Origin of the sequence: Microcoleus sp. AR_TQ3_B6 (assembly GCF_036702785.1) — a bacterium.
GTDB lineage: Bacteria > Cyanobacteriota > Cyanobacteriia > Cyanobacteriales > Microcoleaceae > Microcoleus.
The window spans coordinates 152,655-174,840 of the sequence record NZ_JAUBVJ010000001.1 but is presented as its reverse complement, the minus strand read 5'-3'; the positions used below and the strand labels follow the sequence as shown (position 1 = coordinate 174,840).

The 22,186-nt window shown below is 46.2% G+C and carries 11 protein-coding genes and 6 pseudogenes; 4 read left to right on the top strand and 13 right to left on the bottom strand.

The annotated features are described in order from the left end of the window. Positions 1–16: 16 nt before the first annotated feature. The 10 genes and pseudogenes from QUB56_RS00790 to QUB56_RS00755 all read right to left on the bottom strand — a co-directional run bounded on the left by QUB56_RS00790 (position 17) and on the right by QUB56_RS00755 (position 12,590). Positions 17–2,179: a DUF4394 domain-containing protein gene (locus QUB56_RS00790; RefSeq protein WP_332952314.1), complete on the bottom strand. Its 2,163-nt coding sequence runs from the start codon at positions 2,177–2,179 to the stop codon at positions 17–19. Positions 2,180–2,862: 683 nt separating this feature from the next. Then, positions 2,863–4,527, bottom strand: coding sequence for a hypothetical protein (locus QUB56_RS00785; protein WP_332952312.1), 1,665 nt, complete (start codon positions 4,525–4,527; stop codon positions 2,863–2,865). 77 nt (positions 4,528–4,604) lie between these two features. Beyond that, a complete protein-coding gene (locus QUB56_RS00780) occupies positions 4,605–5,558 on the bottom strand; it encodes an ABC transporter ATP-binding protein (RefSeq protein ID WP_332952311.1) in 954 nt (317 codons plus the stop codon). A 456-nt stretch (positions 5,559–6,014) separates the two neighbouring features. Continuing rightward, positions 6,015–7,049: a DUF6745 domain-containing protein gene (locus QUB56_RS37065; protein WP_445243298.1), complete on the bottom strand. Its 1,035-nt coding sequence runs from the start codon at positions 7,047–7,049 to the stop codon at positions 6,015–6,017. Next, a pseudogene (locus QUB56_RS37060) lies at positions 7,050–7,628 on the bottom strand (leucine-rich repeat domain-containing protein); the annotation flags it as partial. Between the two features lie 293 nt (positions 7,629–7,921). After that, positions 7,922–8,509: pseudogene (locus QUB56_RS00770) on the bottom strand (ABC transporter permease); the annotation flags it as partial. A 12-nt stretch (positions 8,510–8,521) separates the two neighbouring features. After that, a pseudogene (locus tag QUB56_RS37055) lies at positions 8,522–9,106 on the bottom strand (DUF6745 domain-containing protein); the annotation flags it as partial. Between the two features lie 498 nt (positions 9,107–9,604). Next, a pseudogene (locus QUB56_RS37050) lies at positions 9,605–10,222 on the bottom strand (leucine-rich repeat domain-containing protein); the annotation flags it as partial. 315 nt (positions 10,223–10,537) lie between these two features. Continuing rightward, positions 10,538–11,578 (bottom strand): ABC transporter permease, encoded by a 1,041-nt coding sequence (locus QUB56_RS00760; RefSeq protein WP_332952306.1) that lies wholly within the window; start codon positions 11,576–11,578, stop codon positions 10,538–10,540. 499 nt (positions 11,579–12,077) lie between these two features. Continuing rightward, positions 12,078–12,590, bottom strand: coding sequence for an adenine phosphoribosyltransferase (locus tag QUB56_RS00755; RefSeq protein ID WP_332952305.1), 513 nt, complete (start codon positions 12,588–12,590; stop codon positions 12,078–12,080). Between the two features lie 336 nt (positions 12,591–12,926). Here QUB56_RS00755 and QUB56_RS00750 point away from each other — a divergent pair, with 336 nt between their 5' ends. Together QUB56_RS00750 and QUB56_RS00745 are read left to right on the top strand one after the other, a co-directional pair. Beyond that, positions 12,927–14,123, top strand: coding sequence for a transposase (locus QUB56_RS00750; RefSeq protein ID WP_332952304.1), 1,197 nt, complete (start codon positions 12,927–12,929; stop codon positions 14,121–14,123). 44 nt (positions 14,124–14,167) lie between these two features. Continuing rightward, positions 14,168–15,334 (top strand): pyridoxal phosphate-dependent aminotransferase, encoded by a 1,167-nt coding sequence (locus tag QUB56_RS00745; RefSeq protein WP_332952303.1) that lies wholly within the window; start codon positions 14,168–14,170, stop codon positions 15,332–15,334. A 328-nt stretch (positions 15,335–15,662) separates the two neighbouring features. On the opposite strand, the gene QUB56_RS00740 is transcribed toward QUB56_RS00745, so the two are convergent. Together QUB56_RS00740 and QUB56_RS00735 are read right to left on the bottom strand one after the other, a co-directional pair. Continuing rightward, positions 15,663–16,436, bottom strand: a complete 774-nt coding sequence (locus QUB56_RS00740; protein ID WP_332952302.1) for an RNA polymerase sigma factor SigF — start codon at positions 16,434–16,436, stop codon at positions 15,663–15,665. Positions 16,437–17,364: 928 nt separating this feature from the next. After that, the gene (locus tag QUB56_RS00735; RefSeq protein WP_332952301.1) at positions 17,365–18,207 is read right to left on the bottom strand and encodes a photosystem II manganese-stabilizing polypeptide; all 843 of its coding nucleotides are present in this window, start codon (positions 18,205–18,207) and stop codon (positions 17,365–17,367) included. Positions 18,208–19,338: 1,131 nt separating this feature from the next. Between QUB56_RS00735 and QUB56_RS00730 the strand changes: the two genes are divergently transcribed. Both QUB56_RS00730 and QUB56_RS00725 read left to right on the top strand, forming a co-directional pair. Next, the gene (locus QUB56_RS00730; protein ID WP_332952300.1) at positions 19,339–19,701 is read left to right on the top strand and encodes a hypothetical protein; all 363 of its coding nucleotides are present in this window, start codon (positions 19,339–19,341) and stop codon (positions 19,699–19,701) included. A gap of 575 nt (positions 19,702–20,276) precedes the next feature. After that, a pseudogene (locus QUB56_RS00725) lies at positions 20,277–21,484 on the top strand (RNA-guided endonuclease InsQ/TnpB family protein). A gap of 351 nt (positions 21,485–21,835) precedes the next feature. On the opposite strand, the pseudogene QUB56_RS00720 reads toward QUB56_RS00725, so the two are convergent. Beyond that, positions 21,836–22,186 (bottom strand): annotated as a pseudogene (locus QUB56_RS00720) (calcium-binding protein); the annotation flags it as partial.

The window sequence follows — 22,186 nt, the reverse complement described above, 5'->3', positions numbered from 1 at the left end:
CCTGGGAATCTAGCAGTTAAATCAAAGTCAGTGCTAAACCTTTAATCCCTCGCCCGTCACCAATTTGACCGACGATCGAAGCTTGACCGGTCGTCAAATTGATATTGTACAGGCCCGAAACTCCCCCAACCTCGATCGCAGCCAAAGCCGTCTCGTTACCGCCAACACTCCTGACATCAAAGCCGAGAACGGTACCAGCATCAATTCCCAAGGACCCGATCGTATTCAACACCCCATTATTCGGCGGATCTTGCCGCACCAAAACGTCTAAATTGGTGTCAATTACAAACAGCGTTGTCGAAGTTGCCCCGGCAAAATTATTCACGTAGGCAGCCCCCACACCCGCCGGAGGATTGCCAAAATTGCGATCTCCCGCAGCATAAGCCAAAGAAGCGTCGAGTTGAATTCCCCCCGTCAGCGTGTCAAAATCGACAATTGCCCCAGTATCCGGGTTGAGGCGGGCGTTTTGACCGGCTTGATTGACAAACCGAATTCGATCGACCGTCGGATTGAAGTCAAAACCAGCAGCCCCCGGAGTTAGGGGAACAGCAAACTGCCCGTTACCGACTGCTGTTGCAGCCCCAGTCACCGGATCGATGGCGTACAAGCGATTGCTAGAACCCACACCGTAAAGCACACCGTTAGCGGGGCGAAAATCAATTCCCAGCAAACTTTCTCCCGGCTCCAACCCCGTAACTGCCGCGTCGCTGAGAATAGCCTGGGGTGCGGCCTCGTTAAAGCCGACAATTGTTTCGGCGCCATTTCTGACAGTTAAGGCGTAAGCTGTAGGCAAAGGCACAGCCAAACCGTTAATCTGTCTCCCGTCGGCAATTGGACCGACAAAGGAAGCTTGACCGCTACTTAAATTGATATTGTACAAGCCTGAAACGCCACCAACTTCCAGCGCCGCCACTGCCACCTCGCGGCCGCCAACACTCCTGACATCAAAGCCGAGAACGGTACCAGCATCAACTCCCAAAGATCCGATCGTATTCAACACTCCATTATTCGGCGGATCTTGTCGCACCAAAACGTCTAAATTGCTGTCAATTACAAACAAAGTTGTCGAAGTTCCCCCCGCAAAGTTGTTCACATAGGCAGCCCCTGCAGCAGCCGGAGAACTTCCAAAATTGGTATCGCCCGCCCGGTAAGCCAAAGAAGCGTCGAATTGAATTCCCCCCGCCAGCGTGTCAAAATCGACAATTGCCCCGGTATCCGGGTTGAGGCGGGCGTTTTGACCGGCTTGATTGACAAACCGAATTCGATCGACCGTCGGATTGAAATCAAAACCCGCAGCCCCCGGAGTTAGGGGAACAGCAAATTGCCCGCTACCAACTTGACTTGCTTCTCCGGTTCTCGGATTGACAGTATACAAGCGATTGCTAGAACCCACACCGTAAAGCAAACCGTTAGCCGGTCGATAATCAATTCCCAGCAAACTTTCTCCCTGCTGCAATCCAGTCACGGGCAAATCTGTGAGGACCCTTTGCGGATTGGAAAGGCTAAAACCGACAATCCGATTAGTAGGAGTTAAACCATAAGCCGTTGTCAGCGGTGGAGGCGGGGAATTGGGAACAACGCTGCCAATATTATTAGTGAAACTTGCCTGGTTAATCGCACTTTGTCTCACCCCTCTGAGAGTAGCGAGAAATTCTCCTGTTACCCGGTCTTGAATAACAGTATCGTTTCCAGCTTCCAGAATATTTAAGTCGCTAAAACTCAGACCTCCCGCCAAACCGATTAAATCTGTACCGGGTGCAAAATCGGCGATCGCGTCCGCACTTGCCAAACTAACACCGCCGCTGGTGCGGTTCGGGTCAGCCTCAGCGTAGCGCCTCAAAACAAATATGTCTGCCCCGTCTCCGCCTATGAGGACATCAGTACCTCGATCGCCCGACAAAACATCATTCCCGGAGTTTCCCGATATGGAATCGCTGCCTTTTCCGCCCACTAAAAAATCGTTACCTTCTCCGCCGTTAATAGTGTCGTTCTCTAAATCTCCAAAAAGCGAATCTTGACCTGAATTGCCATCAATTAAATCGCTTTGCTTTCCTCCAAAAATGCTGTCATTACCAGAGTTTCCCGCAATGGTGTCATTGCCTATCAAACCAAAAATCAGGTCATCTTCTGAAGTTCCAGCTAGCAAGTTTGCTTGTGCGGTGTCTCTTATTTCGGCCATGCTCTCGTCACCCTATATATTTAATACTTCCGTTGCCTAACGGCGGCGGTATTCTCAGTCAAAATATCACAAATTTGCACTTTTAGGATAGTTTTTCTTATTTTATGCTGTAGGGGTTGGTTGCACGAAAAGTATTACAGGCAGCTAAAATGATATATCAACCCGCCCCCCGATTCAAATAAACCCACTCCTCAATACAGATCGCTGAGCCGTATTTTATAGTTGGGTGTGTAGCTGGCGGGCGATCGCAGCTCAACTGCAAACAGGCAAGCTGAAATTTTTATCGGTGCGAACTTACAGCGTATCCCAGGTTTATGAAGTGCAGCTTTAGACACGGCCGGGCAAGAGTGTCCCTACGGGGATTTATCGATAGCATGGTGTACTTCATAAACCTGCAATCTGCTGTATAAAATTTTGTACTTTGTGGATATAGTAATATACGTTAAAGCTCTAATTTTGGATCTGTACAGTCAGAAATTATTTTTCAACTTTAATTTTAAAGCCGGCGAAGGTGGCCTTTGTGCGTGTAGCCGCGACAGCCATCGCTCAATATAAAGTGGATTATCAATGCGGAATTGGCATAATAAGTGGAACAATTGTCTGAAGAGGACTTAAGCTTTCAAGCAGGGGTTTAAGCCCCTACCTGAATGCGAGTTTCACGTTTGATCGCTTCCCCTGGTTTTTCAAGCTTTCAGCAGTGCTTTAGAAGCTGATTCTCCTGCGAGTTTGAGTTGCGATCGCAATTTGAAATTCAACAACACCAAGACACTCCACTGACTCAGTATGGAGAGCAAAATCGTATTTCCTGACGCTGCCAGAGACGAAGACCAAAAGCCACCAAATATTGAAGACAACCAGAGAATAGGAGCTTTTTCTGGAGTTAGCAAGAGCATACATAAAATCAGAGGCGGCAACAAGATAGCGCCACCGACTGTGCAGATGGCCCACATTTCCTGATTTCGGGTTTTGGTAAATAGGAATAGTTGGGTGATAGCTGCGTAAATTAGGATGAGATTCAGGCAGAAAATTACACCCAAAAATCCATTGTTCTCACTTTTTTCCAACAGCGCCCAAGGTGTTAAAATTATTACTGAGCTGAGGAAATTGATCGCGATCGCAACTACAGCCGGACTTTTATCGCTCCAAATTAAATCGAGGAGTGGGTAGCGCCGCCACAGCTTCTGATTGCTGGGAACGTTTTGTTTCCGATACCTCGCCCAATCGTACAATGATTGTCTGTCAGATGTTAAAGCTGCAATTAAACCTAAGAACATCACCAAATTCAAGATAAGTAAACAGATGAGATTAGCGCTGTATGGGGGGTCTGATTGGAGTGCAAACCCTAAAAATATTACCTGACAGCAGATAACTAGCAAATAACTTTGCCGCTTGCTCAAAACTGTAGCACTGGGATTGGGAAAGCGGCGCTGCCATCCCTGCCACATCCAGTAGGTTCCTGTACCACAAACCAAGAGACACAAAGCAAGGCCACTGGCAATATTTGTACCCACTGGCGAGTAAAACCATTGCAACTTGTCTAAGTTTTCAACTAACGAATCGAAATCAGTTTTATCAACTAGAAAAAGCTGATATCTCACGATAGCAAGGGGAGACAAAAAATGTAACACATCCCCAGCAGATCGCGTGAGCGGAAGCCAAGAAATCCAAAACACAACAAAAACCGTAGCGCTAGCCAACCAAGGTTGAAATCCTCCCAACCAACTGGTTGTCAATCCAAATAGCATTGCACTGCTGTAAAACAAAGCACAGCTAGCTGCAACCGCTGTGTAGAAACATAAAATTTCATTCAGGGGTATTTGAGCAGCTAATCCAGCGTACAGGTGCAGGGGTACGGCAAGAATTGCTCCTAAATAAAGTAGAATTGGTACGCCAAGAATTTTGCCCAGAAAAATTGTTTTGGCAGACTGGGGACTGAGGCGAATAAAGTTGAGCGTGCCGCGGCGTTCCTCCTTGTCTAAGTCGCTGACAAGCATATAAGTCCCTGCTACTAATAAAGCTAACACGCTCAATATGCTCAGCCAAATGAATATCTCTAGCCACCACTCCCGCCAGTTAATGACAAAGTTGCCCAAGGCATCTCTGACGCATTGTTTCTCATCAGAATTGGCATTTTTAAAAATGCAAAATCTGTGATAGATGGGGTAAGTGTACTCCCCCTTAGGAGGGGTAACGGGTATCTGGGCGCTGTAATACATGAATAGCAGCAGTTGACCGCTTAGCGAAAAAGCCGAGGCAATCGCCATATTGCCACTCTTCAAGCGGCCTTTGATTTCTCGAAATAACTGGGGATTCCAGTTGCCTATTTTGTCTAGTAAGTGGAGTGTCATTGGTTATTCGTGATTAGGAATGGGTGATGAGTTAGTTATAACTCACTGTTCATCTTGCTAAGGAGGGAAAAAACAAATTAGGATGCTTGCTGGTGTCCCATCTTGAGGAAGATGGTTTCTAAGTCTTCTTGAGTGCAGTGGAATTCGGTTAGGGGAATGTTGGCCGCGACGAGTTGGCGTAATAAATTTGCGGCATCTTCCGGGCTTCCTGAAAAATCAACGCACACCTGTTGGGTTTCCGCGATTATTGCCCAATTTTCCACCCAAGGAAAGTTTTTTAATTCCGATGTTAGCGCTTCTAATTTATTTCCTAAAACCGACATGAAAATTTGCTGGCGGCTGAGGCGTTTGTAAAGTTCTTGTAAAGGTGCGCTTTCGACCAGATATCCGAGTTCCATGATGCCGACCCAGGTACAAAGTTCGGCTAAATCGCTAAGGACGTGAGATGATATGACTACGGTCATGCCGACTTCTTGCAAAGCTTTGATAATTTCGCGGAACTGCATTCGGGCGATCGGATCTAAGCCAGAAACGGGTTCGTCTAACAACAACAATAGCGGTTCGTGGATGATAGTTCTCCCCAAACTCAGGCGCTGTTTCATCCCCCGCGACAGGGTGGAAATTAAGCTGTTGCGCTTGTTGGTTAGTTGCACGAGTTCTAACACGGAGTTGATTCGCTCTCGGCGGCGCGGTTGCTGGAGGTTGTAGAGTCGGGCAAAATAGTCTAAATAATCCCAAACAGTCAAGTCGTCGTAGAGGGGAAAGTCATCGGGAAGAAAGCCGATGCGCTGTTTGAGAAGCGGGTGCGATCGATCGCGCAATAACCTATCCCCGTTGATGTATATTTCCCCTATAGTCGGTTCCTCAGCCGCCGCCAACATTCGCAGCAAAGTAGTTTTGCCCGCACCGTTGGGGCCGATCAGCCCGCATACTTCGCCTGCTGCTACTTGCAAATCGATGTCATTGACGGCTATATGGCGATCGAATTGTTTCGTCAGCCCGCGAGTTTCTATTGCTAGTTGTTTTGCCATGTTTGGAGGGTGAATAAAATTTTATCGGTGCATTCCTGGCATGAACAGAAGTTATATCAAGTCCGATCGATCCGCTCCGTTATTACATAATGCCATGTCTTGTAGGGGCAGGTTCACCGACAATAATTGCCTAAAACCCACAATCTCATAAACCTGCCCCCGCCAGACGACAAATCGCTAATCTACCGGACACGATATTACGCATCAACACCAAAGAAACCGGGTTTTTGTCGTTTTTACGGGCTATAACGCGTCTTCTCACAAAAAACCAGGTTTCTGGCCACCCGTGCGTAAGTCCCGATCGAAATAGATGCTTACAGCTAGCCTAGCTCGTTCTTGCAGGAATTGTCATCTCGTTTCTGAAATTAAAACAAGGACATTCTCGATCGCTGAAATCCTTGCTACTATTAACTCTTCCTTCTTCCGACTTCCCTCGGACTTCTTCCTTCTGCTATATCAAGTCTGGACGGAAAATTCCTCTGGATCGATATCCCAATTTACCCAGCCAATTGCCTCCCTAGCTGATGCCAGGTTAGGCGGTACTCTCAAAGCGTGAATGAATCCCGTACTCGGACAAGTCATTTTTAACAAACAAATCGGCTCAATATCGGCATTATCTATTTGTAATAGTGCATATTCCTGCCAACTATCTATTTTTTTTGCTGACAATTCTTGACAAATGCGATCGTAACCAATTCCTTCAATTAACACTCGCCGAACTTCGGCATTCTCTTCTGTTAAAAGCCATTGGGATTGCCATTGATTTGGGTGGAATTTGCCGTAATTTTCCGGCAATCTGACGCCGTGATAATAGTAAAAATTCCATCCATCCGCAAACTCAATAGCAGGTTCTCCTTCCGCGTGCAGGCGGTTTTGACTGTCAAAGCGCAGGTAGCGGGGGCGATCGCACACCGCGCAAATCTTTTCAAAGGCAAATATCCAACCGCAATGCTCGAAAAGCAGCTTTTGGGAACGAAGTATTTCTTGTGCCTTTTGTGAAATATTGACGCCTAATGAAGAGATATACCATTGATTTAAATAGATTTCTTTAAACAAAGTCGTGGGGGTTTCTGGGGATTTAAGGGATGACAAAGGATTGGGAAAAACATTCCGCTCCGTTTGTTCCGATCGCACATAGCTTTCAACCAATTCGTTCATTAGCGAACTCAGTGTGCTGTCTGCTTCGAGCTCGATTGTCATGCGATCGAACTCATACTGCCACAGACCCGGACTTGCAAATTCTCCCACAGGGGACATCCATTCCCGGTCTAGATTGTTCCCCAATCTATTACGGTCGTGTTTGAACAAGTTGAAGATTTGGAGACAAACGTCGCGGGGACTGCTACAAATAATAATTTCGGGTTGTTCTAGGCCAATAGCGGCATAGGCAACTTTGACTGCTTCTGTGGCTTTTTGAGCATCAATTGGCCTAGTCGAGAGAGTAATAAGACGTTTCTGTGCGAGGAGGCCTAACACGCACAGAGCCGTAATTTGATTGTTGTGGAGAAACACTGTTGTCAGATTGGTGAGCGAGCGCAAGGCGCTGATATCGGTAATTCTATTGCTGATATCGGTAATTGTATTGTTGTGGAGATACAGTGTTGTCAGATTGGTGAGCGAGCGCAAGGCGCTGATATCGGTAATTTGATTCTCGCTGAGATCGAGTTCTGTCAGATTGGTGAGCGAGCCGAGGAAGCTGATGTCGCTAATTTGATTGTTGCTGAGATTGAGTGTTGTCAGATTGATGAGCGAGCCGAGGAAGCTGATGTCGCTAATTTGATTGTTGGCGAGAGCGAGTTCTGTCAGATTGGTGAGCGAGCCGAGGAAGCTGATGTCGGTAATTTGATTGTTGGCGAGATACAGTGTTGTCAGATTGGTGAGCGAGCCGAGAAAGCTGAAGTCCGTAATTGTATTGTCTAGGAGAAACAGTGTTGTCAGATTGGTGAGCGAGCTGAGGAAGCTGATGTCGGTAATTTGATTGTAGGCGAGATGCAGTTCTGTCAGATTGGTGAGCGAGCCGAGGAAGCTGATGTCGGTAATTTGATTGTTGTGGAGATCCAGTTTTGTCATGCTTGAAAGTATCTGCTCCGCTGCTTCAGGGTCATCAGTGCCAGCCTTTTTTAACAACACTTTAACTGTGTGCCTTGCCGATTCTGAAAGACTGTCAATATGCCTGCACCAGTCCGCAAAGCCGCTAAAACTTATTTGCTCGTTTGGTTGTTTTTCTGACATAAAACACTCCTAGATGGGTAATGGGGCATGGATAATGGGAATACTTTTGACTGTTGACTGTTGGCTGTTGACTGTTCACTATTACAAATCGCCATTGCCTACCTCATATTAGTGAGTTAAGTCTACTTTTTCTAATCTTCCAGCTTAATCCGAGGCTCGACAGCTTTCATCAGCAAATCCGCCCACAAATTCCCAACAATCAACATGGTAGCACCCATCATCAAACTCGCCATTACTAAATACAAATCAAGATTTGTCATGACCTCCAGAGTCAGCTTTCCCAAACCAGAGCAATTAAAGAGATATTCGGCAATAAACGCACCTCTCAACAAATTAGCTTGCCTCAAAACCCAATAGCGTAATCAACGGATTAACAGCATTCCGCAAAGCGTGAATGTAAATTACTCGATCGTCCGGCAAACCTGCGAGCCCGTGCTGTTCGGATGTAATCTTGACGTAGTACGTCCAACCATTGTCCGCGCCTCAATCTTTGCCGGACAGCAAAACCAGTAAGGCTCAGGGCGACTGTTGGCAAAATTAAGTGCCAGCCGTAATCGAGGATTTGACCCCACATTCGGTAAGTCTGCGCGATCGATACTCCTCATTCCTGTGACGGGAAACAGAGGCTTCGTATTCTGAGCAAAAAATAGCAGCAGCAACGCTGCGATCGAGCTAGGAAATCCTTGTCCCCTGTAGCTGACTACTTGCAGAAACCGATCGCCACCATTCTATCAAGTCTGCACGGAAAATTCCTCGGGATCGATATCCCAATTTACCCAGCGAATTGCCTTCCTAGCCGATCTCAGGTTAGGTGGAACTCTCAAAGCGTGAATAAATCCCGTACTCGGGCAAGTCATTTTTAACAAATAAATTTCCTCCCAATCCGAGGCATTATCTATTTTTAATAGTGCATATTTCTGCCAACTATCTATTTGTTTTGCTGACAATTCTTGACAAATGCGATCGTAACCAATCCCTTGAATCAACACTCGCCTCAGCTCGGCATTTTCTTCTGTTAAAAGCCATTGAGAGTGCCATTGATTGGGGTGGAGTTTGCCGTATTTTTCAGGCAATTTGACGCCGTGATAATAGTAAAACTTCCATCCGTCCGCAAACTCAATCGCAGGTTCTCCTTCCGCGTGCAGGCGGTTTTGACTGTCAAAGCGCAGGTGGCGCGGGCGATCGCACACCGCGCAAATCTTTTCAAAGGGAAATATCCAACCGCAATGCTCGAAAAGCAGCTTTTGGGAGCGAACTATTTCTTGTTCCTTTTGGGAAATATTGACGCCTAATGAAGAGATACAAAATTCATTCCAATAGATTTCTTTAAACAAAGCCGTGGGGGTTTCAAGGGAGCTCAGGTCGAACAAATGATCGGGAAAAACATTCCCCTTCGTTCGTTCCGATCGAGCATATTCCTCAACCCATTCGTACATTAGCGAGCTCAGTATGCTGTCTGCTTCCGACTCCATCGTCATGCTACGGAGCCCATACTCCCGCACCGCCGGACTTGTAAAGTCTCTCACAATCGATGGCAACATGGACATCCATTTCCAGTGGAGCTTTTTCCCCAATCTATTCCCATGCCCTTGGTTTGACCAGTTTGGTGAATGGTAGCCTTTTAGCAAGTTGAAGATTTGGAGAAAAGCGTCGCGGGGACTGCTGCAAACAATAACTTCTGGTTCTTCTAGGCCAATAGCCGCATAGGCAACTTTGACTGCTTCTGTGGCTTTCTGAGCATCAATTGGTCTAGTCGAGAGAGTAAGACGTTTCTGTGCGAGGAGGCCTAACACGCACATACCAGTAATTTGATTGTTGTCGAGATTCAGTGTTGTCAGATTGGTGAGCGCTCGCAAGGCGCTGATGTCGGTAATTTGATTGAAGCCCAGATCTAGTGTTGTCAGATTGGTGAGCGCTCGCAAGGCGCTGATGTCGGTAATTTGATTGAAGCCCAGATCTAGTGTTGTCAGATTAGTGAGCGAGCCGAGGAAGCTGATGTCGGTAATTTGATTGAAGCCCAGATCTAGTGTTGTCAGATTGGTGAGCGAGCCGAGGAAGCTGATGTCGGTAATTTGATTGCGCCAGAGATCGAGTGTTGTCAGATTGGTGAGCGAGCCGAGGAAGCTGATGTCGGTAATTTGATTGAAGCCCAGATCGAGTGTTGTCAGATTGGTGAGCGAGCCGAGGGAGCTGATGTCGTTAATTTGATTGCCGCACAGATCGAGTGTTGTCAGATTGGTGAGCGAGCCGAGGGAGCTGATGTCGGTAATTTGATTGATGTAGAGATTCAGTTTTGTCAGATTGGTGAGCGAGCCGAGGGAGCTGATGTCGGTAATTTGATTGTCGCCCAGATGCAGTGTTGTCAGATTGGTGAGCGAGCCGAGGGAGCTGATGTGGGTAATTTGATGGTGGGAGAGTATCAGTTCTGTCATGCTGGAAAGTCTCTGCTGGGCTGCTTGTGCGTCCTCAGTGCCAGCCTTTTTTAACAACGGTTTAACTTTGTGGCTTGCCTTTTGTGGAAGGTTGTGAAGATGCCTCCACCAGTTGGCAAAGCGGCTAAAACTCATTGGCTCGTTTGGTTTTTGTTCTGACATAAAACACTCCGAGATGGGTAATGGGGCATGGGGCATGGGGCATGGGGCATGGATAATGAGAATACTGTTGACTGTTGACTGTTGACTGTTGACTGTTGACTGTTGACTATTACAAATCGCTCTTGCGTACCTTCTGTTACTGAATTAAGTCTACTATTTCAAATCTTCCAGCTTAATCCGAGGATCGACAGCTTTGAGCAGCAAATCTGCCAACAAATTCCCAACAATCAACATGGTCGCACCCATCATCAAACTTGCCATTACTAAATACAAATCTTGATTGTTCACCGCCTCCAGAGTCAGCTTTCCCAAACCCGGCCAATTAAAGAAATATTCGGCAATAAACGCACCGCTCAACAAACTAGCAAACTCAAAACCCAACAGCGTAATCAACGGATTGACAGCATTCCGCAAAGCATGAATGTAAATTACTCGATCGTCCGGCAAACCTTTCGCCCGTGCTGTTCGGATGTAATCTTGACGCAGTACGTCCAACAATTGTCCGCGCATCAATCTTTGCAAACCAGCAAAACCAGTAACACTCAGGGCGACTGTTGGCAAAATTAAGTGCCAGCCGTAATCGAGGATTTGACTCCACCAAGGTAAGTCTGCGTGGTCGATGCTTGTCATTCCTCCGACGGGAAACAGAGGCGAAGTATTCTGAGCAAAAAATAGCAGCAGCAACGCTGTGATAAAGCTGGGAAATCCCTGTCCGGTGTAGCTGACTACTTGCAGAACTCGATCGACTGTGCGGTTTTGATTGACGGCGGCGACTATTCCCAAGGGAATCGCGATCGCCCATGTCACAATCAAAGATGCGATCGCCATCAATAACGTCGCCGGTACCCGTTCCCACAGCAGCGAAGCTACGGATCGCTGATACACAAAACTCGTGCCAAAATTCGCCCGCGTCACAATTTGTTGCAGCCACAGCCAATACTGCACAATAGCTGGTTTATCTAAGCCGAACTGCTGTTCTAGTTGCTTGAGTGTCTCCGGCGAAATCTTGGGATTTTGGCTCAAAGTATCCAAGTAGTTTCCCGGTGCTAGCTCAATAATTGCAAAACAAAGAGCCGATGCCAAAAATAGGGTTAAAAGTGCCTGCAACAGTCGCTTGACAACATAAGTAAATGTCTCGCTGCCAAACAGAGAACTCAACCCTCGCGAATTTTTATTCAATTTAATAGAAGTCATAGGATTTTAGATTTTAGATTTTAGATTTTAGATTGAGTAATTTAGATTTTAGATTGAGTAATTGTGAATGACTCATAAATACCAGGTTGGGAGCGTGTTTACATTTGCATTCTTTTTCTAACTGATATCATTAGTTCATTCTTCTAGCAATCCTAAATCATTCGTGAATTTCTTACTCCCGAGCGAGCGGTTTCGGGGAGGGTTGGGGTGGGGTAAAAAGTTTACCACTCCTGTAAGGATTGCTATATATCAAATCCGGTTATAGCAACCGCGCCCGACGGTTAGGACGTTGTTAAGAGCTGAAACGATTGATTTTATTGCTTCTTCCTTCTTCTTTATTCCTTCTGCTATACATCGGAATTATACTCTCGAAGCTGAGTGGAACGATCGCACTGCACTCCGAAAACTATTATTCCGATGCAAAGGTCAACGATATTATTTGTCAGTAGTTTTTATTCAGCAGTCAACAGTTAACAGTTAACAGCCAACAGTTAACTGACTAATACTCCACTAGGGTAACAATTGGCACATCCGGCAATTTCTGCCTGCCGCCCAAAGCCTGCAATTCGATGATAAAAGCAAAACCGACAAGCTCGCAACCAGCTTGCTCCAACAACTTAGCCGTCGCCGCCGCTGTTCCGCCAGTCGCGATTAAATCGTCCACAATCAGCACTCGGCTACCCGAGGTCATGGCATCTCGGTGCATCTCCAGTCGATCGACACCGTACTCCAACTCGTACTCAGCAAAATGAACCGCACCAGGCAGTTTCCCCGGTTTGCGGACAGGAATAAAGCCTATTCCCATTTTATAAGCCAAAGGCGCGCCAAAGATAAAGCCCCGCGATTCCATGCCCACCACATAGTCAACAGACATTGTTGAGCATTTTTCGGCTAAGCTGTCAATGGTGTAGCTCAGCCCTTGCGGGTCCCGCAGCAAAGTTGTAATGTCTCGAAACATAATTCCCGGCTTCGGGAAATCAGGAATGTCGCGTATTAGAGATTTGAGATCCATAAGCTTGCAGATCCGGGTTGAAGGTAACGAGGCATCAAAAATGCTACAATAATAACCTCAAAATTTAAAATATTAAAAATAAAAATTCAAACTAAGACTTTCTTTAATTTTTATTCTTTTATTGCTTAATCCTTTACCTACTATATAAACAAATGTCAGAATTCCCTAACAAAAGGGTTGAATATCAAGATTTGTCACCAAAAAAACGAGCGGTAAGCCCCTGGCGACCGACTTGGGGAGGAACGCGGTTGCGACGACCCTCGCCTTGAAAATAAACAGAGTTTTTTCAGTTGTGCTGTAGAATTAGATAGATCGCATGGTGAGGCTTTCTCAATTATGGAACAAGTTCTGACTATAGTTTGTAAGCTCCAACCGACACCTGAACAATGTTCTAAAATAGACGCTTTGCTGAAGGCGTTTGCAGATGCTTGCAACTGGGCAAATCAAACGGTTAAAGTTGGGATAACCAGTAAAACCACGATTCAGAACTTGGTCTATCAGGAATTGCGTCAACAATTTGGATTGAGCGCCAATCAAACGGTTAGAGTTTGTGCGCGCGTTGGCGCTAACCGCAAAACGGAGAAAATCAATGGCAAGCCTGTCAAGGTTTTTTCTCCTACCAGTGCCGATTACGATGCCCGAATCTTTGCTTTCAGAGAGAAGGATTGGAAAGTCAGCCTGACATTACTGGATGGGCGCGAGCATATCAAGTTGAATGCAGGCAACTACCAGAGAGGCAAGCTCAAGGGCAGAGTGCCGACTAGCGCTCAATTGTGTAAGCATCGTGACGGGCAATACTACGTCCATATTCAACTCAAAAATGAAGCACCTGAGCCGATCGACTCGACTCAAGTAATCGGAGTGGACTTTGGACGCCGTGATATCGCAGTAACTAGCATCGGGGATAAATGGGACGGCAAACAGATTCAAGGCGCTAGAGACAAATTTGCTCTGGTCAGAGCATCACTCCAACAAAAAGCATCGAAAGGCACAAGGTCTACTCGCCGCAGGGCAAGACAGATTTTGCAACGGCTGTCGGGCTCGGAGCGACGTTACCAAACTTGGTTGAACCACAACATCAGTAAACTGATTGTTCTGTCGGCAATCCAAAACAATGCAATCATTGCAATTGAAGATTTGACAGGCATCAGAGAGCGTACCAATGAGCAACCCAGAAACAAGAATGAGCGCCGACGCAGTAATAGCTGGGCATTCTTCCAACTGCGATTATTTTTGAGCTACAAGTCTGTGAAGTATGGTGTTGAATTGGTAGCGGTTAACCCGGCCTACACCAGCCAGACTTGCAATAACTGCTTGCACATCCACCCTATAAAAGGGAAGTCTTATCGGAGTGGCAAGAGTTTTAAATGTGGGCATTGTGGCAATCATGGTGATGCCGATGAGAATGGTTCAAAGGTGATTTCAATTGTTGGAGCGGCATTTGTAAACCCGCTCGGAGGTTCGGTGTTGTCCTGCAATCTTGCAGACCACATCAGGGCTACTGAAAGCCCCCGGCTTCTAGCCGTGGGGTAGTTTACCCTAAGATCTAAAGTCAAAAATCTAATATCTAAAATCCAATGATTAAGTTGGCAGCACGAGTGGGTGAGGTTCCTCCTTCGATAACCTTGGCGATCGCAGCTAAGGCTAAAGCCATGAAGGCCGAAGGGATTGATGTCTGTAGTTTGAGTACGGGAGAACCAGACTTTGATACGCCCGAACACATTAAAGCAGCGGCAAAAGAAGCTTTAGACGCGGGGAAGACTAAGTACGGCCCTGTGGCTGGAGAACCGCTGTTAAAAGCTGCGATCGCCCGCAAACTCCAATCCGACAACAATCTCAACTATCAACCGGAAAATATCCTGGTCACCAACGGCGGCAAGCATTCGCTCTACAATCTGATGATGGCTGCGATCGACCCTGGAGATGAAGTAATTATTCCGGCTCCCTACTGGCTGAGCTACCCAGAAATGGTGAAACTCGCCAGCGGCAAGCCAGTAATTGTACGGACAGATGCTTCTACAGGATATAAAATTACACCGGAACAACTGAGTGGAGCGATTACTCCCAAAACCAAGTTATTTGTGCTGAATTCGCCTTCTAACCCGACAGGAATGGTGTACACTCGGGCCGAACTCAAAGCACTGGCCGAGGTGATAGTCGATCGAGATATTTTAGTCGTTGCTGATGAGATTTACGAAAAAATTATATATGACGGCGCCCAACACGTCAGCATCGGTTCCCTAGGCAAAGAAATCTTCGATCGCACCCTGATCAGCAGCGGTTTTGCCAAAGCTTACTCGATGACAGGCTGGCGAGTCGGTTATTTGGCCGGGCCGATCGAATTAATCAAAGCCACCAGCACCATTCAAGGTCACAGTACCTCAAATGTGTGTACCTTTGCACAGTACGGCGCGATCTCCGCTTTGGAAAGCAGCCAAGAGTCTGTCGAAAAAATGCGTCAAGCTTTTGCCCAAAGGCGTCAAGTAATATTTGAATTACTCGATGCTATCCCCGGAATTAGCTGCATCAAACCAGACGGTGCTTTCTATATGTTTGTCAACATCAGCAAGACTGGAATGAATTCTCTGGAATTTTGCGACGCTTTCTTAGAACAGCAGCAAGTAGCAGTTATTCCGGGGATTGCTTTTGGTGCAGACGACCACATTCGCTTGTCTTACGCTACCGATTTAGGCACAATTAAAAAAGCCGTAGAAAGGCTCGACAAATTTGTCCGCTGCATCTAAAAAATTAGTCATTAGTCATTAGTCATTAGTCATTAGTCATTAGTCATTTGTTATTTGTTCTTGGTAGCAACTGACTAATTACCGATCGCTGTTGACTATTGACTGTTGACTGACTACTGCTGACTGTTGACTAATACCGATTTTAAAAAGTCTTGCTACAGTAATTGTCTTATATAAATTATCGTTCAGTCGCTCTCACCACCGGCAGGACACGGCAGTGCCGTTTCCCTACAGACGATAGCTGATAATTTATATGTAGCACTACTTTTGTGAATTGGTATAACTACTGCTGACCAATGACTAATGACTAATGACCAATGACTAATAACTAAAGCTGTTTTGTCATAATTTCCTTCAGCAAATCCAGCCCCTTCTTAACTCGCCGAGAAACAGTCACCGCACTGATACCCAAGCGTTCGGCCGTTTCCTTCTGCGTCAAATCGTAGAGAAAAACAAACTCCAATATCTCGCGAGTCCGTTTTTCCAGCATAGCCAAAGCTTGCTGTACGCGGATTTGATCCTCCTGCGCCAACTGAAAACTCCGATACTTGCTATCGGGAACCAATTCTCCCAGACAAGTAGCCCCCTCATCTTCATCTTGCACCGGCGCGTCCAAACTCAGAGGCGATCTGTTGAGATGGGCCAACTTAATTTCTTGCCATTCTTCTACAGAAACCTCAAGCACTGCTGCTACTTCAGCATCCGTAGGTTTGCGGTTGAACTGCACCTGCAAATCCTTGATCGCTGCTATAGATTTGCGTTCCAGGGACAGCCAGTGGCGGGGAACTCGCACAGAAGGGCTTTTGTCCCGCAAGTAGTGTTGAATTTCGCCCCGAATGTAGGGAATTGCAAAGGAACTAAAAGCGTGTCCCTTCGACAGATCAAATCGCTCGATCGCCCTGATCAACCCAATACACCCGACTTGCAGCAAATCGTCGTAGCTTTCACTGCACTGGTTGAGCCAGTGGTAAACTTCTTTTCTCACCAGTCCAATATTCAGTTTAACTAACTGATTGCGGATTTCATTCGATCCAGAAAGTTCGTACTCGCGCAACAATTGCAAATTTTCGCTTTTTAGCTCGTTCGGCACTGTGGTAGACATAGCTGCATAAGGGTGGGTAGAGCAGAGGACTGATTTTGCTTCAGATCTAGTTTCCAATCTAGTCTAAAAAAATTTATCTAAAAAATTCGGTAAGTAGAAAACGAGCGCGTCTTTAGACCTGAGAGGGAAACTACGCGGGGATTTCAATAAGCGAGTAAATCTTTCCATCACCCGGGGATTGCTAGATTCTGTGTACTTTTATAGTGTACTTTCACTCTTGACAATTACCATCTCAAATTTTGCAACTGGCGAGCCGATAATGATTTTGCTCTTTCTCGCCTCTATCTGAGGGATAATGTTAGCTTGCGCCTTAATTAACGGCCGGTACTCGATCTAGGACACTGACTTAACCGAATAAATCTGTTTAATCCTAATTTTCGCGATTCAAGGAACTATGCGAAGCATCCCATGGTAGGTCTTCAACTCTTACCGTTAACGTAGTACAGGAGGTACTGAGCCTAGTCAACTGTGGTTTAAGCTTTCAGACCCGAAGCAAGCGTGTCTTTAGACCAGGGTCGTTGACCTTGATTGTAGTGCAATCCTAGCACGCGAACCAAGCTGACGGTCAACTGAGTACCGTTAGACCGCAGGCTTCTTTTTCCCTCGACGCCAGGGCTGTTTTGAGTAACCCAGAACCACCGCCACTTTCTTAATTACTGTTTCCACATCCCAGAAAGTACATTCAAAATCACCATGCTCCCGAAATATAATTAGCCCGACATTATAATCTGAAAGCGGTTTGAATACAATACTTTAATTAATTAAAAATCCCAACTTCATAACTTGCGACTGACCAGAATGCCATCATAAATTTAGTCATTAGTCAACAGTCTTAAGTTATATTGCTCAAGACTGTTGGCTAATGAAGGGGGAGCAGTAACTTTAGGGCAAAAAACTGCTCAAGTTCGATCGATCCCGATCGCGAATTTTACGATACAGAAGGCTCAATGCGAGCGTAAAACAAACCCCGAATTTTCACATCCAGAGCGGGTCTAGCTCCCAAATCAGTATCCGAAGGCTGCGTGCTCTCAAAAATCCCGCCGATTTCGCCAGTGCCGCTGTTGACTTTAGCAACTTGGAGAGAAATTTTGCCAGCCTTGGCGCGGGTGTCAGCCACCTTAACATTAGCCCGCACACGTTTGGAATTGTCAGAAGCCGGAAGCGCTACAGCATTGTCATAGCCAGTCGCTACCCCGCGACCTTTAGGGTCTAAAAAGCCTGCGCTGCGGTAAGAAGGAACGTTAAACTCGCCTCGCAAATCGGTCGAAGTATTGATAGCAACCACTCCGGGTTCGGAACTGGCTACCAACTCTTTAATAGTGAACAAGAAAGGTACTTGCTCTCCGCCCGGTAATTGAATCGTAATTGCTTGAAAGTCCAAGCCGTCCTCTTCTTTGAAAGTCAGAGTCCCGTCATTACCCACCGTGAGCGTACCTTGAACTTGGTCAATGCTCGACGTGAACCGCGTCAGCAATTTACCAGGCACAAATTCCGCTTCTTGGCGTTTGTTTGCTGGTTCTTCCTTCACAAAATAAGTTGTGGGCTGCAAACACAAACCAGTCAGTTTATAGGTGGCGCCCGCTTCGATAGGGATCGATCCCCGAGAAGTTTCTGCCAAGCTAGGGCAGTTATTAGCCAATCCAGTACCTCTAATCTCGTCGTAGGTGAGCACCTCGGTAGTCGCCACCGTCGTGTCAGGAGCAGAAGAACAAGCAACCAGCGCACTCATGCAAAATGCTAAAAGTGCAACTATTAAAGCACGATATTTCATAAAAAAATTCGGTAAGTGGGTTCCTCAGCCTCTTTAGACGCTGAGAGGGAAACGGCTCGGCGGTTGAAACCGCCGTGAATCTTTCCATTACACGGGGATTGCTAGAAAAGGTGTAATGAATGTAGTGTACTTTCACTCTTGACAATTACCACCTCAAAGGTCGCAACCCGCTCACGCATAATGTTTGCTCTTTCGAGCCTAATTGAGAGGGGTGATGTTAGCTTGCGCTTTAGTTAACGGTCGATACTATATTTAGGACACTGACTTAACCCCATAAATCTGTTTAATCCTAAATTTCGCGCTTCAAGGAACTATGCAAAGCATCCCCTGGTGGGTCTTTAACTCTTACCGTTAACGTAGTACGCAGGTACTGAGTCTGGTCAACTGTGATTCAAGCTTTCAGGCCCGAAGCCAGCGTGTCTTTAGACCAGGGTCGTTGACTGCCAACCTCAATATCCAACATCGGATTATAGTTAACAAACCTGACGGTCAAGGTCGTACCGTTCGACTGCAGGCTTCTTTTTCGCTGGAGGCAAGGGCTTTTTTGAGTGACGTAGAACCACCGCCACTTTCTTCATTACTGTTTCAACGTGCCAGAAAGTACATTGAAAATCAGGATGCTCCGGAAAGATAATTGGCCAGCTTCCCAAGCAGGGACCGCCACGCCGAGAACTCGAGAGGCGTGATTGATTCAGGGTAAAGAGGCCGGGGCGCCTCCTTTAACTCCCCTCTAAATACACCCCTTGGGCTTCCCGGCTGATACTTAAGAAAAAGCCCTACTTCGAGCAAAATATATTTGCCCACCTGCAGGCACAGCCAGCGCTTTGGGCAGCATTTGGATCCAATCGCTCGCTTCACGGACACCGGCATTGACTCACAAAATCAAGCTAGTGAGAGTGAAAATAAGCAAAAACTTATGATTTCTCAATCATGTTCGGATCCCAGCCCAATACACATGGTACGACGGGTTGTGCTCTTTTCCTGACTTGGACTGCAAATTAATATTGCTTAAGTCAACCTACTTAAGTTACTTTGCTTATGGCCCCGAATGGCGATCGCGACTAGCTCGATTAGTCGGCTGACCAAAAGGCTGGGGACAAACGCCTTGTAGATTTCAAAGGAAGCAGCGGTATGGACAACGGCAAAGATTTAGAGTCAGAAAAGTTGCAGTCTCAAATGCAATCGCTGACAGAGGCGATTCGGACTTTAGCCGAAAGTTGTCAGGGAGACAGTCTGCTGCTTTTGGCCGTTCTGCGGACGCTGGAAGCTTCGCACCGGGAAATTCGGGACGGTTTATTTCAAGCGTCTTTTCCCGACAACCGCCAAGCACTTTACAAACTACTCAAGAATATTGAAGCCAATGGCGGCTGGCCTTACATCCACCGCATGAAACTCCGATCGCTCTTGGGGTACACCCAACAATTATCTCCCCTAGAAGATTCTCCAGCGGAGTCGCCACAAGACTCGGCCGAGACTCCGCAAGGTCTTAAATAGTTTTGAGTTTTGAGTTTTGAGTGCATGGCGTGCATGAGTTTTCAGATACATTTAACCCGGTAAACCTAGGAATTCACCTAAATCTACTGTGTATTGCCCCTCGGGCATCGGTTTTAGCGATGCCTGATAGGGAGGTATCTCTCAAAGCTTTCAACAAAATATTGAAAGTGCTATTCAATGCGTTACGTTTTTGGGTGCCGATCCGTTACTTTTACTACGAAACTTTTTCGCTTAGTCGGATGCTGAGCGCGCGCTGGTTTTAAACGGGAGCCTATGTGATTATAAAAAAGTAGGCTGAACACCCTGTGGCCTCAGCCCAGGGATGAAAGCCACTCCGCAGGGTTTACCCTGCCGTGAAGTTTTCTTTTTGTGGTTCAGGCAAAGAATCTATCCATTCATCCAGGAGACTGCTAATAGTTCTATCTGATTGAGCAGACAATAAGAGTAACTTATAGTAACGCTTTTGGCTCAGCCTAATATTTGATATTTTGTTCTTCCTTAATGCCTCACAATGGCTATACAATCATGTTACTATAGCAGTTAACAGGAGAAATTACCAAGGAGGTGATAATGCAATGCTGGTATTAGAGTACAAAGCAGTAGTTAGCCAAAAGCAAAAATTAGCTATTAATAAAGCTATTAGAACTACTCAGTTCATCAGAAACAAGGCTATACGCTATTGGATGGATGCGCCCAAAGAAGCCAAGCTCAATAGGATAGCTTTGAATAATTACAAGGGCAGCATTGCGAAAAGAGTTTAAGTTTGTAGAATAACTCAATTCAATGGCGTGTCAGTCTGCCACTGAAAGAGCCTGGATAGCTATTGATAGATTTTACAGTAATTGTCAATCCCAAAAACCCGGAAAAAAAGGCTTTCCGAGGTTCCAGAAAGATAACCGCGAGCGTGGAATATAAAACTAGCGGCTGGTCACTTCATCCAACAAAACGGCGTATAACTTTTACCGACAAAAAAGCTATTGGTGAAGTGAAATTATTGGGAAAATGGGAGATTCATACATATTCTGTAAAATCTATCAAACGAGTCCGACTCCTTAAACGGGCTGATGGTTTTTATATTAATTTTGCTTGCATATAGAAGTTCAATCAGAGCCGAGAATAGCTGACGCTGAAATTGGTTTAGACGTTAAACTAGAGTATTTTTATTCGGATTCCTATGGACACCATGAACCAAATCCACAGTTTTTAAAGAAAGCAGAAAAAGCGATTAAACACGCTCAAAAACAGATTTACAAAAAGGAGAAAGGTAAGAACCAACGACGAAAAGCACGGGCCAGATACGCTCGAAAACATTTAAGAGTAAATAGACAACGGAGTGAACACGCAAAAAGAGTTGCGCGTAACGTGTGCAAGGCTAACGCCTTAGTAGTCTATGAAGATTTAAATGTTAAGAACCTGGTAAAAAATCATTGCCTTGCCAAGTCTATAAATGATGTAGCTTGGGCTGCTTTCCGTCAATGGTTAGAATATTTTGCTGTTAAATTAGGTAGCGAAAGCTGTTGCGGTTCCACCTCATTACACATCACAAAAATGCAGTGATTGTGGTGCAATAGTTAAGAAAACTCTGTCAACTCGCACCCATAAATGTAGTTGTGGATGTGAGTTACAGAGAGATACAAATGCAGCAATAAATATTCTCAATTTAGGTAAAAATAGGTTTGGACACAGCCGAATTAACGCTACAGGAGATGGAACCGCTACTCTACTTGGGGCAACCCTGGTTGAGCAAGTTTTGTCGATGAATGTAGAATCCCCGCGTCTTTAGACCGGGGAGTGTCAAATACTACCAATGTCTACCGTTATCTTCTCGGAGAAGACAAGAATTTGTTTACTCGACGAAAACAGTTGCGAGTTAATTCACTCATATCATGTCCGATAGATTGACCATAATATCTCGGCCGGGCGGGTTTTTGAGATTGGAAATTGTTGGCAGATCTTGTTGGCTCACGGACCCCTACCTGAGGAAGGGTAATCGACCGGACATGATATCACTCGCAACTGGTGTGTCAGGAGCGAATCGATTAGGAGAAGACAAGAATTTGTTTAGTAGACGAAAACAGTTGCGAGTTAATTCACTCACTCGCAACTGGCGTGTCAGGAGCTTGCTCGATCGCGCCTAGAACCCAAAATGTGTAGGAGGTAAGGATATCGGGTTCGGCACCGTCGGGAATATCGGCGTCTGCCCGGGCATTGGCAATAGTCCGGGATGCGGCGTGGGGGCGATCGAACTAATTGACCGCAGGGGCGAATCAGGCACGCTAACTGTCGGCGGAATCGGAATCCTCGAAGCAGTCGGCGTCGGAGTTGGAGCCGGAGTCGGAGTCGGAGTCGGAGTCGGAGTCGGAGTTGGAGTCGGTGCTGCTGTGGGAGTCGGCGTCGGAGTCGGAGTCGGAGTCGGTGCTGCTGTGGGAGTCGGCGTCGGAGTCGGAGTCGGAGTCGGTGCTGCTGTGGGAGTCGGCGTCGGAGT

What these genes read in the sequence shown, in the direction of transcription:
- QUB56_RS00755 (WP_332952305.1), bottom strand. Translation starts at nt 12,590, where the DNA reads ATGGATCTCAAATCTCTAATACGCGACATTCCTGATTTCCCGAAGCCG.
- QUB56_RS00750 (WP_332952304.1), top strand. Translation starts at nt 12,927, where the DNA reads ATGGAACAAGTTCTGACTATAGTTTGTAAGCTCCAACCGACACCTGAA.
- QUB56_RS00740 (WP_332952302.1), bottom strand. Translation starts at nt 16,436, where the DNA reads ATGTCTACCACAGTGCCGAACGAGCTAAAAAGCGAAAATTTGCAATTG.
- QUB56_RS00790 (WP_332952314.1), bottom strand. Translation starts at nt 2,179, where the DNA reads ATGGCCGAAATAAGAGACACCGCACAAGCAAACTTGCTAGCTGGAACT.
- QUB56_RS00745 (WP_332952303.1), top strand. Translation starts at nt 14,168, where the DNA reads ATGATTAAGTTGGCAGCACGAGTGGGTGAGGTTCCTCCTTCGATAACC.
- QUB56_RS00780 (WP_332952311.1), bottom strand. Translation starts at nt 5,558, where the DNA reads ATGGCAAAACAACTAGCAATAGAAACTCGCGGGCTGACGAAACAATTC.
- QUB56_RS00735 (WP_332952301.1), bottom strand. Translation starts at nt 18,207, where the DNA reads ATGAAATATCGTGCTTTAATAGTTGCACTTTTAGCATTTTGCATGAGT.
- QUB56_RS00730 (WP_332952300.1), top strand. Translation starts at nt 19,339, where the DNA reads ATGGACAACGGCAAAGATTTAGAGTCAGAAAAGTTGCAGTCTCAAATG.
- QUB56_RS00760 (WP_332952306.1), bottom strand. Translation starts at nt 11,578, where the DNA reads ATGACTTCTATTAAATTGAATAAAAATTCGCGAGGGTTGAGTTCTCTG.
- QUB56_RS00785 (WP_332952312.1), bottom strand. Translation starts at nt 4,527, where the DNA reads ATGACACTCCACTTACTAGACAAAATAGGCAACTGGAATCCCCAGTTA.